Genomic DNA, 13,731 nt, shown 5'->3' with positions numbered 1-13,731 from the left:
TGAAATATTTCGCTGTTATTAGTATAACGTGAGATTTCAAAAGTGGGTAGTAAAGTGATAAAAATGTTCAAAAAAAATTTAAAAAAATAATTGTGAAAAATATCACTAAAACACTTTACAAATAAAAAATAATCGTGTATCATTCTATATGTGAAATACTTAACAATAAAAAGTAGATAATCTTTAGGAGGATTACCATGGCTAAGACAGTAGAAAAAGAAGTTGGAACTATTGATGTATCAGTGATGATTGACGATTTGGCAGTGAAAGCAAATGTCGCTTTAAAAGAAATGGAAAACTTTGATCAAGAAAAAATCGACAACATTGTGCATGAAATGGCAATGGCTGCGTTAAATCAACATATGCCTTTAGCAAAAATGGCTGTTGAAGAAACGGGTCGCGGAATTTATGAAGATAAAGCAATTAAAAATATGTATGCTTCTGAATATATTTGGAACAATATCAAACATGATAAAACAGTCGGAATTATTAACGAAGACAAACAAAAAGGAATTATCGAAATTGCAGAACCAGTCGGCGTTGTTTGTGGAGTAACTCCAACAACTAATCCAACATCAACGACCATTTTTAAAGCAATGATTGCATTAAAAACACGTAATCCAATTGTTTTTGCCTTCCATCCAAGTGCACAAAAATGTTCAGCTGAAGCAGCTCGTGTTGTACGTGATGCGGCAATTGCAGCTGGTGCACCAGAAAATTGTGTTCAATGGATTGAGCATCCATCTATTGAAGCGACACAAGGGTTAATGAATCACCCTGGTATTGCGATTGTATTAGCAACTGGTGGTGCTGGAATGGTGAAATCAGCGTATTCAACAGGAAAACCAGCTTTAGGTGTAGGACCTGGTAACGTACCAGCGTATATTGAAAAAACAGCTAAAATTAAACGTGCAGTGAACGATTTAATCGTTTCAAAAACATTTGATAATGGAATGATTTGTGCTTCTGAACAAGCAGTGATTGTTGACCGTGAAATCTATGCAGCCGTAAAAGCTGAATTCCAAGCGCATCAAGTATACTTTGTAAAACCAAATGAATTACAAAAATTAGAAGATGCCGTAATGAATGAAGGTAAATATGCAGTAAATCCAGCAATCGTTGGCCATTCAGCTATTGAAATTGCACAATTAGCAGGCATTACCGTTCCAGAAGGCACAAAAATGTTAATCGCTGAATTAGAAGGCGTTGGTGAAGATTATCCATTGTCACGTGAAAAATTATCTCCAGTATTAGCGATGATTAAAGCAAAAAATACAGAACACGGATTAGATTTATGTGAAGCGATGTTGAACTTAGGCGGCTTAGGTCATACAGCAGTTATTCATTCAGAAGATGAAAACTTACAAGTGCGTTTTGGTTTACGCATGAAAGCTTGCCGTATTTTAGTGAATACGCCATCAGCAGAAGGTGGTATTGGTAACATTTATAATGAAATGATTCCATCACTAACATTAGGTTGCGGTTCTTACGGTAAAAACTCTGTATCTCGTAACGTATCAGCTGTGAACTTAATCAATGTGAAAACTTTGGCGAAACGGAGAAATAACATGCAATGGTTTAAACTACCATCAAAAATCTATTTTGAAAAAAATTCTCTTTTATATTTAGAAAAAATGGAAAACGTTGAACGAGTGATGATCGTTTGTGACCCAGGAATGGTTCAATTCGGATATGCAGATACGGTTCGTGAAGTATTAGCTCGTCGTAAAAATCCAGTACAAATTGAAATCTTCTCTGATGTTGAACCAAACCCTTCAACAAATACAGTTTACAAAGGAACTGAAATGATGGTTGATTTCAAACCTGATACCGTAATTGCTCTAGGCGGTGGTTCAGCAATGGACGCGGCAAAAGGCATGTGGATGTTCTATGAACACCCAGATACATCATTCTTTGGTGCAAAACAAAAATTCTTAGATATTCGCAAACGTACGTACAAAATTGACAAACCAGAAAAAACACAGTTTGTATGTATTCCAACAACTTCTGGTACCGGATCAGAAGTAACACCATTTGCGGTAATTACAGATAGCGAAACACATGTGAAATACCCATTAGCTGACTATGCGTTAACACCAGATGTTGCAATCATCGACCCACAATTTGTCTTATCTGTACCAGCTTCAGTAACTGCTGACACAGGAATGGACGTCTTAACTCATGCGATTGAATCATATGTTTCAGTCATGGCGTCTGATTATACACGTGGTTTAAGTTTACAAGCAATCAAATTAGTCTTTGAAAACTTAGAAAAATCAACAAAAACACCAGATATGGAATCTCGTGAAAAAATGCATAACGCTTCAACAATGGCAGGGATGGCCTTTGCAAATGCCTTCTTAGGAATTTGTCACTCAGTTGCGCATAAAATTGGTGGAGAATACGGCATTCCACACGGTCGTACGAACGCAATCTTATTGCCACATGTTATTCGTTACAATGCGAAAGATCCACAAAAACATGCGATGTTCCCTAAATATGATTATTTCCGTGCAGATCAAGATTACGCAGACATTGCCAAATTCTTAGGTCTGAAAGGTGAAACAACAGCGGAATTAGTTGAAGCCCTTGCCACAGCAGTCGCTGATTTAGGAACAAGCTTAGGAATCGATATGAACTTGAAAGCACAAGGTGTCACACAAGAAACGCTAGATACAACGGTTGATCGTATGGCAGAATTAGCATACGAAGATCAATGTACAACGGCCAATCCAAAAGAACCATTGATTTCTGAGTTAAAACAAATCATTATTGATGCATATAACGCATAAGATAAATCAAAACCTTAAAACGCATGAGAAATTCTAAACAGGATTTCTCATGCGTTTTTTGAGTGATTGGATAAGCAGTGAAGGAAAAGCTAGAGCTAATAATAACAGAGGCATTTAATGTGATAAGTTTGAAAGAACAAACGAGAAAACTCAGAGCAATATCGTGATAGTTAAACCAATCCTCTAGAACTTCACGAACCAATCTACATGTTTATCTCAATGACTCAAGCTATTGTGATAATTTTTAAGTATATAGTAAAACTAAGAGTTACACTAAATCATCAATGGAGGAAGAGGATTCTTTTGGTAACTGACATTACGTATTGTTTTTTAAACAATAATGACCAGAGATAACGGTTTTAAAAAATGCTTTTTCTTCTTCAGAGACAATAAATTCATTTGTGTAACATAGTTGTAAATTCGAATTAAGTAAATGTGCTAAATCATACTGGATACTAGTAGTTGGGCAGGAGTTATTTTGAAGACCAAGCAAATAATCCGAACTACTATCAAAGATTTCAGCTAATCGAATCAATTCATCGGTAGTAATTTTTCGAGAGCCATTTTCTATTTTACTCATGGTTGATTTACTAATTCCTAATTTTTTAGCTAGAGTGGTTTGAGACCAGTCATTTTTCTTTCGTAAGTCGATAATTTTTTTGCAAATGCTACTATTAGTCACCGAAATTCTTCCTCTTTTCTGCAAATTTTTAACATTGCGTATCATTGAGTTTCGAAAAAAGATACAAAATGTTTATTGGTTTAAATGTAAAGCATTGACGATACTTAAAAATAAAGCTTATAATAAAAAGTGTATCTTAAATAGAAACTTTTTGGAGAAGAGCGTTTTTTTGAAAATACGTTTATTTTAAGAGGAAACCCCCTATAATAAACGAATGGTTTTCAGAGTGTTTTATTTCTAGGAATAAAACACTCTGAAAAATTAATTAAAAACGTTCCTTTTAGTTTCGAAAAAAGAAACATATGTTGATAATCTTTTAAAATAACAAAGTCTAATAGGGAAAGCAATTAAAAGCATAGACTATTTTCAAAATTTAATATGCATTTAATGTTGTGACGCGAAATAATAGCCAAAAAGCAGGGAGGAATAGTCATGTTTGGATTTTCTAAAGAAGTGTTGTTAAAGAGAGAATTATTATTGTTTTTAGATCAACAAGAAGAGTGTGTCACTAGTGAAATGCTGGCAATCAAAATGAAAACAGTCACCAGTCAAACCATTCGAAAGGTGCTAAAAGACCTCTCAGCTTTAATTGCTTCACTCTATAATCAAGAACAGTTAAATTTACATATTAGTACCAAGTATGGGGTGAAATTAACTCGAAAGGGTGCTAATTTTACCCCTGTTTTTGAAAAACTCTACTCCGAAGATTTGGTATATGGTATTTTTCGAGAGCTGATGTTGTCTCGCTTTTTTTCTACAGAAGATTTTTGTCAGCAACAACAAATAAGTGTCTCCAAAGCGCGACGAGTGATTCGTCAAATCAATGAGTTCTTGATACCGTATGAATGCGTCCTCAAAGTAGGCAGGAAAGTCTCTATTACTGGAAAAGAAAGTCAAATTCGGCTCCTTTTTTTTATGTTTTTCTATTATGTTCATCGTAAAATCAGTCAAGTTAAATGGATTGAAAAAGAAACTTACTTGATGTTAAGTCGCAGTGTTTGTCAGGCGTTTTATTTAATACCTGCCAAGCAAAATATAGAGGTTTTGGCATTGTGGCTGTTTATTAATTTACATTCACAATCTTTAGGAAAAGAATTAGAAATAACGTTTGACAAGCAAGCGTATATGCTAGAATTGCCCCAGAGTGATTGCTCACAATCAGATTGGACGTATCTTTTATTTGTTATGTATTCGCTAGATTTTATTAATTTTGAACCTCAATTAACTTTTGAGATTTTACACCAAAAGGACATAGAAGAAGTAATCAATGAATGGATTACTCTTTTTGAGCAGCATGTACGTGTGTTGAATAAAAATGAAAAAAAACAGCTATATATTAAGCGATATAAACGCTTGTTGTTAGAAAAAATGATTCCTTTAAAAGATATTTATACGATTTTCAAGTTGTCTAGTCAAGTAAGATCAGAGACAAATAATCCCTATGCTGCCAGTGTATTTAATCAATTGTGGCGTTTGTTCATTCAGAAATTCCCACACTTATCTACTGAGTTAAATAGACGTTATTTTTTGGATACTTGTTTTTATTTTGGTTCTTCTGAAAGTTTGGTTGCACCTGTTTATTGTCGTTGGCATTCTAGCTTATCTGTAGAACGACTACAGCAAATGGAAAAAATTATTCAACATGATTTAATGAAATTAGCAAAGGTCACTTTCGTGGAGTCACACGATTCAGCGGTGGTTATTTCTACAGAGTCCCCGCAAGCAGGTATCTTAATCGATCCTATGCTATCTAAAAGAGATTTAACTTTTTTGAGAGAAGAGATAAAAAAACGCATTCAAATAACTCATATCGTCTCTTCCAGCTAAGTATTTTCATTTTATCTAAATAAATCGTATTTTTCTCTTGACGAATTTTTGCTTTGGAGTAGACTGTATCTATTAACAATTTAGGAGTGTGCAAAACAAAATGGCGATAGAAGAACAATTAAGACAGCTTGCTGAATCACAAGTGAGTTTGGTGGCGTTACAACAGCGTTTATGCCAAAATCGTTCATTGATGAATCGTGAAGTGACACAAACATTTATTTTTGAATTACGTGATTATGCAGATAGCTTGTCGATTGTGACAGACTTTGTCGAAGGGGCAACAGCAAAAGAAGTTGGACCAACTGAAATCTCAACTGTATTAAGTGAGCAAAATCAATTAGTTCATACATTGGTTGAAGAGTTGGCGCAGTTGATTGAAGAAAATGGCGAACTGTTTGGGCAAAAAGAAGGGGAACTTCGTCGCACATGGACTAGTTTGCAAGGGGTATTAGAACTAAATAGTTTGATGCTGCAAGATAATTTGGGATTTCAACGAATGCTAAATGACCAATTGGTAGATTTGGATGAAGTTCCGGCTGTATGTAAACAAGGTTTTTTCCAACGATTACTAAGTAAAAGATAATAATAAACCGCGAACATCTAAACTATGTTCGCGGTTTTTTTAGCGTGAGCTATATTTTTTATAATCAATATTGCGAATTTCGCACCATTCTTTGGCATGGCCAGTTAAGATAAGCGGCACTTTTTTGAGTTTGGCTGTTTCAGTGGTTCCTGTCAAGGCGTAGAGGGTATGCAGTTCTTGTTGCCATTGATGGACAAGCTCGATGGTTTGCTCTAAGCCGTGTGTTAATAGGTGATTTAAAATAGTACCAGAAACGCCGACTGTTTGAGCTCCAAAGCATAAAGCCTTAAAAATATCATAGGCATTACGAATCCCACCAGATGCAATCAGTTCAAAAGGAACCGGTACATCTTTGGCTTCCAATAAAGTTGCCACATTGGAAAGACCGAAATTATCTAAATAAGCAAATTCTCGTTGTTTGCGGCGAGCGTTTTCGATTTGAGTGAAACTGGTACCACCGCTACCAGCGACATCAATAATCGTCACGCCAACAGCTAGTAGTTGTTGAATCGTTTCACGTGTCATCCCGAAACCAACTTCCTTTACAATGACCGGTACGTCCAAATGAGTCGCGATTTCTTCAATCGTTTGCAACCAATTAGTAAAATCACGATCTCCTTCAGGCATTACGAGCTCTTGAGGCGCATTTAGATGAATTTGTAAAGCATTTGCTTCAAATAAATCTACGGCGCGTTGAGCGTTCTCTAATGACGTACCAGCACCGACGTTGGCTAATAAACAACCATTAGGATATTCCTTGCGCACAATTTGATAAGAATCTGCAACAGAAGGGTCTTTTAAGGCTGCTGAAACGGAACCTGTCGCCATCATTAAATCTGTTTCTCGGGCTAGGATCGCTAATTGCTGGTTGTATTGTTTCGTTTTTTCACTGCCACCAGTCATTGCATTAATAAAAAATGGACTGCTCAATGGGCGTTCAAAAAGTTCTGTCGCAATCGAAACATCTGTTAAACGAACACTTGGAAATGAGCGATGAAGCAAGGCCACATCATCAAAGTCATTTCGTTTGGTTTTATGAAAAGCTTTGGCTAAAGAGACGTGTTCATCTTTGCGGTTCATTTAATTCCTCCTCGATAGTGATAGACGTGTAAAGGTAGTGGGGTGATTTCTGCTTTTTCCCATCGACTCATTAAAGGTAAAATCCCTGTTTTTTGATCTGCAATGACAATTCCACAGTCGCCACCGCCAGCACCGGATGATTTCGCTGCACCTCCACAGGCTTCGGCCAAATCACACAGCTGTTTTAAGGCGGGAGTTTCAATCCGCACGCCAGTAATACAAGATAAGTCTGCTAATAATTGGCGATTTTTACTAATCATCTGTTTAATTTTAGTAACATTATTGTCTAAAAAGCCATCGATTAAGTCTTCAACGCATTCTTTGCTTTTATCTAAAAATTCTTGATAGGCTTGTTGCTTTTCCGTTTGACTTTGTGTCGATTGATTGACTTGGTCGACTAAATCAGAAGTGGAGGCTGGACTACCCGTCCAACCAATTAATAAGCGTAAATTTTTAGGAACAGTCAATGGTTTAATAGATAGTTGTGGCCAGTCACTCGTTAATAGCTGTGACATTGACCAGATTTTTTGTTTTTCCTTGACCCAATCGTGATCGAATGTTGAAAAGGCAATCCACCCACCATAACAGCTTGCGGCAATATCACCACAAGAACCATTTCCTTGAACGGCTAAGTGCGCTAAAGCAGCAATTTTAAACTGTGTTAACTGATCCATTTTTAAATCGTAGAAAAGATTTAAGGCTTTAACAGTTGCGACTGTGACCGCACCACTAGAACCTAAGCCGTATTTTCGGCCACTTGAGTTATCTAATTCACTCGTAACTTTTAAATCATAAAAAGTGAGCAGGGTTCCTTTTTCCAATGCATATTTCTCTGTTAAACGAATCGCTGCTAAAATATAATGAAACGGATTTTCGCGATGATCTAACACTAGTTCACCATTGCGACGTGTCCAACGAATCGGTAATTCACTGTATTGTTGTGATTGAATGCTCCCATTTTTAATGGCACTATCAATCGTTACAGTAATAAATTGGTCAACGGCAACAATAATGGCTGGATGTCCTGGTTCAACCACTGCATATTCGCCAGCAATATATAATTTTCCCGGAGTAGAGACTTCGATCATTTCGACACTTCCATTTCTAAAGATTTTAATCCTTGACCAGCATAGGCGCAGGTTAATTGTTCTTCTGTAAACTCTTCTTGCAAGGCTGTTAAAATTGAAGCAACATCTTTTTTCTGACACAAGACTTTAACATTAGGACCAGCATCCATGGTAAAGTAACACGCTAGCCCATTTTGACGAATTTGACGAACCTTGTTCATCGCTTTTAAGCTATCAGGTGACCAATAAGTAAATGGCGGAGTGGCTGCCAAAGTGGTCGCATGCATTTTTAATCCATTGGCTTCGGTGACTTCACCTAAAGCTTGGAAATCTTTGTTTGCAATTGCTTGTTTGGCTGTTTGAATATCACGAGCTACGGCATCGAGCCAACCATCATAAAAGTCAGAAGTTGCGACGGTCCGCTCCATCCCGTCACGACTAGATACATCTTTTTGTTGGTCGTTAATCAAAATAAAAATCATAGCTAGTTCATCTTCCCAATGATTGGATGGGACCACCTGTGCATAAGAGGTGGTATCAGAATATCCTTTTTCCCATTCAACGAAACCACCAAAAATACTACGACAAGCAGAACCAGAGCCACGACGTGCAAGCTGGGAAAGTTCTTTATCAGAAAGTCCTAATTGCAAAGCCTCATTACAAGCACCAGCTAAAGCAGCTAATCCGCTAGCAGAAGAAGCCAAACCGGCAGCAGTGGGAACAAAGTTTTGGCTTTCGACATGTGCAAAATACGGAAGCCCAGCTTTCTTACGAGCAAGGTCTAAGAAATGACTGATTTTAGCTGTCGCTTTTTCATCTTGCAAGACACCATCTAAGCTAAACGTATCTTCGGTATAGGCTTTTGAGAAAGAGACGCTGGTTTCTGTGTAAAACGCATCTAATGTTAATGATAAACTATTATTCATTGGTAAAATCAGTTCTTTGTCTTTTTTGCCCCAATATTTGATTAAGGCAATATTGGTATATGCGCGTGCTTTTCCATTATACATGTTGGTAAACTCCTAATCCTTGAAGCCAAATATCTTTTGCTCCATGTGCTTTTAATTTCTTAGCGATTGCTTCGGCTTTTAATTTCGTATCACAAAGGGCAAGAAAACAACCGCCTCGACCGCCTCCAGTTAATTTTGCACCGAGTGCGCCTTCTGCTAAGGCAAGTTTGATGCACGAATCTAAAGTGTCGTTGCTGACGGTTAATTGCTGTAAATAATGTTGTGCTTGGGTCATCGCGAGTCCAAGCTTCTCAGGTTGATTGCGGATAATCGCTTCTTTGGCTGTTTTAGCTAATAATCCTAATTGATGAATATCCAAACTAGTTTGGTCAGGTTCTTTTTCAAATAGTTTAGCCACAGAACGAACCGCTGCTCGTGTTTGTCCTTTGATACCGGTATCGGCAACAAGCAAATAAGCATCGATGTTTAATGGAAAAGGTAAAAACTCTTTTCCGCGTTCAAAATAAATTGGGTTACAACCACTTGTTGCAGCAGCATCTATTCCGCTTGGATTTCCATGCGCAATACTTTCTGAAAAGTTAACGTATTTCAACAAGGTTGTTTGCGATAGCTTTTCTTCTTGCCAATCAAAAAAAGCACGGGTCACAGCGACAGCGACAGCAGCGCTTGATCCCATTCCTCGTTCAGAAGGGATGGTGCTTTGAATCATCAAATGAAAATTTGGCGTGTGTAGATGTTGTTGTAACTTGGCTGTTAATTGTTGAATATTGGTTAAGCCTTGTGGTGCGTCAGCTAAAGCACCTTCATGATAGGTGGAGCATAATGATGGTACACTACTTTCTTTCACTGTAGCAATCACTTGTGTACCGCTAAATGGAAAAGCAATTGCTGGTTCGCCGTAAACGACAGAATGTTCTCCCATCAAAATAATTTTTCCAGTGGCTTTTCCTATCCCCTCTGCTAACATGACGTACCTCTTTCTTTTTCATAATAGAATCCCTTAGCTATTTTACTAGATTAATGCCGTCTCGTTAAGCCCTCAATGTTGATTCTAAGAAAAAATCCTAAATCTTAAGACTTTTTTTGAGAATTTTCTTACGTAATCCTCAGCCAACTTTCGCTTGACCATACTATATATAGTGTTGTACATTAGTTTAGTTGAGAAAATAATACAATATTTAGTGATGAGTGAGTTGGAGGAAATGAGTGTGATTGTATTAGCAGGAACGATTGGTGCCGGTAAGTCAAGTTTAACTGCATTATTAGCAAATCGTTTAGGAAGTGAAGCTTTTTATGAATCAGTGGATGATAATGAAGTTTTGCCGCTTTTTTATGAAGATCCAAATAAGTATGCGTTTTTATTACAGATTTATTTTTTGAATAAACGTTTCGATAGTATCAAACAAGCATTGAAAAATGAGAATAACGTTTTAGACCGTTCTATTTATGAAGATTCTTTATTGTTTCACTTAAATGCTGACCTTGGTCGTGCGACTGAAACAGAAGTGCGGGTTTATGATGAATTATTAGCCAACATGTTGGAAGAATTACCTTATGCAGCCAAAAAGAAACACCCTGACTTATTGGTTCATATTCGCGTGTCATTTCCAACGATGTTAGAACGAATTAAAAAACGTGGAAGAGAATTCGAACAAATTGAACATGATCCAAGTTTGTATGATTATTATGAGGAATTAAACTTGCGTTACGATCAATGGTTTGACGAATACGATGCCAGTCCTAAAATTCAAATTGATGGCGATCAAATGAATTTTGTAGAAGATACGCATGCAGCCGAAGAAGTGCTAAATTTGATTGAAGAAAAATTACAAGAAGTGCGCCAAGAAGCATAGAGTGAAAATGAATCTAAAAAAAGCCTAGGAAATTTATTTTCCTAGGCTCAGACTATAGACAAATAGTCTAAAAGAAGAGCTATGTATATACGCAATTCGAGGTATATATTATACTCTGTGTATACAATTAAAGGGTGAATAAAATGAAAATACACGGAAAAGTTATGTTAGACTAAATCACAACAATTGATTATGAGGCTAGAAATTGTAAATTTCTAGAATACACTTCTGAAAGCTTAATAGAAGAATTGCTAACAAAAATTCGAGCTGTGTTTCAAAAGTATAAATCAAAAAAGGAAGTAAATAATATCTTTAATAAATGAATAATCGTACTAAAAAAACCAATTTTATTACATTGGCTTTTTAGTACGATTATTCGTTTATTTTTTTATAGTCCCAGAAATACTCCCGGCTACAACATTGTTATTTCCAGGTGCAACTCTCAAGTAAAATGAAATATCTGTATAACTCACTGAGATAGTACCTGTTTTTGTTGTATTACCTGATAAAGAACCAGTAGCATAGTTAAAAACTAAATCTTTCCATTGATAGCTAAGTGGAGTGCTACCAGTATTCTTTAATTCAAATTTATATTTTTTTAGACCAGTATAGTTATAGTTACTATACAAAGTTCCATAATTGTTAAAACTGCCAGAAAGTGCCGGTGGATTTCCTTTTGAAGCAAGATTCCACTCTGACCAGGGAATTGAAGGTCCTTGAGGAGAAACACCATTTTCTTGAACTTCTTTCATTACATCAGTTTCATCTGCAAGAGGTTCTAAATCATCCCAATTATTTTCTATCTTCCACTGCTCCAAAATTCATTAGGAATGGTATTCGTAACAATTTCAACTTCAGTAGTTATTTTTGAATAATCAATAGAAACTTGCTCTTCAGCACTAACCATTTGAGAACCTATACTTAACAATACTAACAAACTGTCCAACCATACTAATTTTTTTATTATAATTCCTCCTTGAATTTTAATAAATGTTTACAAATAAAAAATATCATAAGTTATCAATGTTTTAAATTAAAATTTTTGATAATAAGACTAAAACCTTGATATATCAACATGACAGTATTTGTGTCATTTATAATAGAGCTAGTTTTTGAATTAAAATATAAAAAAATGCTATTGTGAGTGTTAAGCTGACAAACATAAAACTCTTATAAACAAAAATGGGCGATAATCTGTCTAGGATATAAAATGAAAAAATGATATTAATAGTTACGAGGGGGATGGTTTATGAAAACTATTGGCGAAAAAATAAAAAAATTAAGAAGCAAACACAAATGGACTCAAAAAGAACTAGCAGAAAAATTGAATATTTCTAGATCTGCTATTACAAATTGGGAAAATGGAAGAAATTATCCGGATATTCAGTTAATCATCAATATTTCAGAATTATTCAATATATCCCTCGATGAATTGTTGAAAGGAGATAAAGTTGTGGTGGAAAAAATTACTAATGATACAAAAAATAGAAAAAAACAAACAACACAATTACGAGTCTTTTATTTTTTAGGTACAGTATTAGTATTATTATGTTTATGCTTTGGCATACCCGCATTTATACATGCTAATGTTTTTTCTATGAGCCAAATTAAATCTGTAGAAGTCACTGAAAACAATTTAGTAATAGAAACAGATTTACCATTTTATAGAGAATATACAGGGTATATGCTATCTGGTTCTTTAGCGAATCCATGGAATATGGAACTACAACTAGGAACAACAATCAGTTTTTCAAAAAATAAAGACAATATAATTGTGATACCATTAGACGATTCACAATTGTTTGGAGAAATGCACGGTATAGAATTTGTTAATTCATTCGGTAATAGGTACAATGTTGTTAGAATTGACAATAGATAAAATTCGATAATTAAGTTGAAAAGAGTAGCATATATGCTGCTCTTTTTTTATGAAAACCAATGCTATAATTGAATATACAAACAAATTATTTTAAACAGTACACATTTCGGTATACTAAAGCATGTTTTTTGTATGGCAAAATAGTTAAAAATTAACGATACAATTTGCCACATATATTTTTGTGACAAAACATAACTTTTTTATATATTTTAGATGAGCTAAAGTAACGTTGAGGAGGATATTATGATTAAGGATATGATTAAATCTAAGAGAAAAGAATTAAATATGACACAAGAAATACTAGCAGAAAAATTAAATGTATCTCGTACAACAGTGTCTAGTTGGGAAACTGGCCGTACATATCCAGACCTTGATATGGTTGTGAAGTTATCAGAAGAATTTAAAGTTAGTTTAGACTACTTATTGTTAGGAGATGAGGTAATCGTGAATAAAATATCAAAAGATACTAGAAAAGGAAGAATTCTAAAAAAAATAATTTGGATTGTAATATTTTTATTCTTATTGTTAACGATATATTCTTTAATATGGAAAGTTAAAACAGATAATTTATACAGAAATTTGGATAGGGAGGAATGGAAAGAGACTGAATACGGTTTTTATAAAAAAGAAGATTCAATTGGGTACAGTGTTAATAAAATAAAAACATATAAAATATGGGAAATACCCAGTCAATTGGATCTTATTGCAGATGCAAACTCTACACATGGGGACGAATCATTTATAAATGGTGTATCAATTATCTATAGTGGAACAAAAGAAAAGTTTTTAGTTTCCTGGTTATCAAGGAATCTATCAGGTCAGCAATTATATATGGACTCTTCATTCACTTACAAAGAAACGTTACAACCTTTGGAAATACCAACTATTTCATATGAGTTTCAAAAAATTTTTGATAAAGAATTGGATATTGAACGGCCATATCTTTTACAATTTTTAAATAAAATAGATTCTGAATGGAAAAAAATAAATTAAAAAC

At 35.0% G+C, this 13,731-nt stretch carries 12 protein-coding genes; 6 read left to right on the top strand and 6 right to left on the bottom strand.

Features of this window, described 5'->3' with window-relative positions:
• Positions 1-197 precede the first annotated feature (197 nt).
• The gene (adhE, locus tag DOK78_RS00500) at positions 198-2,792 is read left to right on the top strand and encodes a bifunctional acetaldehyde-CoA/alcohol dehydrogenase (RefSeq protein WP_207871702.1); all 2,595 of its coding nucleotides are present in this window, start codon (positions 198-200) and stop codon (positions 2,790-2,792) included.
• A 316-nt stretch (positions 2,793-3,108) separates the two neighbouring features.
• On the opposite strand, the gene DOK78_RS00495 is transcribed toward adhE, so the two are convergent.
• On the bottom strand, positions 3,109-3,474 hold the full coding sequence (locus tag DOK78_RS00495) for a helix-turn-helix domain-containing protein (protein ID WP_207871701.1): 366 nt from the start codon (positions 3,472-3,474) through the stop codon (positions 3,109-3,111).
• 432 nt (positions 3,475-3,906) lie between these two features.
• Between DOK78_RS00495 and DOK78_RS00490 the strand changes: the two genes are divergently transcribed.
• Positions 3,907-5,301 carry a helix-turn-helix domain-containing protein gene (locus tag DOK78_RS00490; RefSeq protein WP_207871700.1) on the top strand — a complete coding sequence of 465 codons (1,395 nt, stop codon included), beginning with the start codon at positions 3,907-3,909 and terminating at the stop codon, positions 5,299-5,301.
• 100 nt (positions 5,302-5,401) lie between these two features.
• Positions 5,402-5,884, top strand: a complete 483-nt coding sequence (locus tag DOK78_RS00485) for a hypothetical protein (RefSeq protein ID WP_207871699.1) — start codon at positions 5,402-5,404, stop codon at positions 5,882-5,884.
• Between the two features lie 39 nt (positions 5,885-5,923).
• Here DOK78_RS00485 and fni read toward each other — a convergent pair whose 3' ends face one another.
• Genes fni through mvk form a run of 4 tightly spaced genes read right to left on the bottom strand, consistent with a single transcriptional unit; the run spans position 5,924 to position 9,969 of the window.
• The gene (gene fni / locus DOK78_RS00480) at positions 5,924-6,964 is read right to left on the bottom strand and encodes a type 2 isopentenyl-diphosphate Delta-isomerase (RefSeq protein ID WP_207871698.1); all 1,041 of its coding nucleotides are present in this window, start codon (positions 6,962-6,964) and stop codon (positions 5,924-5,926) included.
• On the bottom strand, positions 6,961-8,052 hold the full coding sequence (locus DOK78_RS00475; protein WP_207871697.1) for a phosphomevalonate kinase: 1,092 nt from the start codon (positions 8,050-8,052) through the stop codon (positions 6,961-6,963). Before DOK78_RS00475 ends, fni begins: the two co-directional genes overlap by 4 nt.
• Positions 8,049-9,041, bottom strand: coding sequence for a diphosphomevalonate decarboxylase (gene mvaD, locus DOK78_RS00470; protein WP_207871696.1), 993 nt, complete (start codon positions 9,039-9,041; stop codon positions 8,049-8,051). The genes DOK78_RS00475 and mvaD overlap by 4 nt, the downstream gene beginning before the upstream one ends.
• Positions 9,034-9,969, bottom strand: a complete 936-nt coding sequence (gene mvk / locus DOK78_RS00465) for a mevalonate kinase (RefSeq protein WP_207871695.1) — start codon at positions 9,967-9,969, stop codon at positions 9,034-9,036. The genes mvaD and mvk overlap by 8 nt, the downstream gene beginning before the upstream one ends.
• A 235-nt stretch (positions 9,970-10,204) precedes the next feature.
• On the opposite strand from mvk, the gene DOK78_RS00460 reads away from it, so the two are divergent.
• Positions 10,205-10,855 (top strand): deoxynucleoside kinase, encoded by a 651-nt coding sequence (locus DOK78_RS00460; RefSeq protein WP_243430369.1) that lies wholly within the window; start codon positions 10,205-10,207, stop codon positions 10,853-10,855.
• 380 nt (positions 10,856-11,235) lie between these two features.
• Here DOK78_RS00460 and DOK78_RS00450 read toward each other — a convergent pair whose 3' ends face one another.
• Complete coding sequence (locus DOK78_RS00450) at positions 11,236-11,607, bottom strand: hypothetical protein (RefSeq protein WP_207871693.1); 372 nt, start codon at positions 11,605-11,607, stop codon at positions 11,236-11,238.
• Between the two features lie 497 nt (positions 11,608-12,104).
• On the opposite strand from DOK78_RS00450, the gene DOK78_RS00445 reads away from it, so the two are divergent.
• On the top strand, positions 12,105-12,734 hold the full coding sequence (locus DOK78_RS00445) for a helix-turn-helix domain-containing protein (RefSeq protein WP_207871692.1): 630 nt from the start codon (positions 12,105-12,107) through the stop codon (positions 12,732-12,734).
• A 243-nt stretch (positions 12,735-12,977) separates the two neighbouring features.
• Positions 12,978-13,727, top strand: coding sequence for a helix-turn-helix domain-containing protein (locus tag DOK78_RS00440; protein ID WP_207871691.1), 750 nt, complete (start codon positions 12,978-12,980; stop codon positions 13,725-13,727).
• Positions 13,728-13,731 lie beyond the last annotated feature (4 nt).

The organism is Enterococcus sp. DIV2402, from assembly GCF_017426705.2.
GTDB lineage: Bacteria > Bacillota > Bacilli > Lactobacillales > Enterococcaceae > Enterococcus_F > Enterococcus_F lowellii.
Note: the sequence above shows the minus strand (reverse complement) of the source record. Positions and strands in the feature narration are given on the sequence as shown.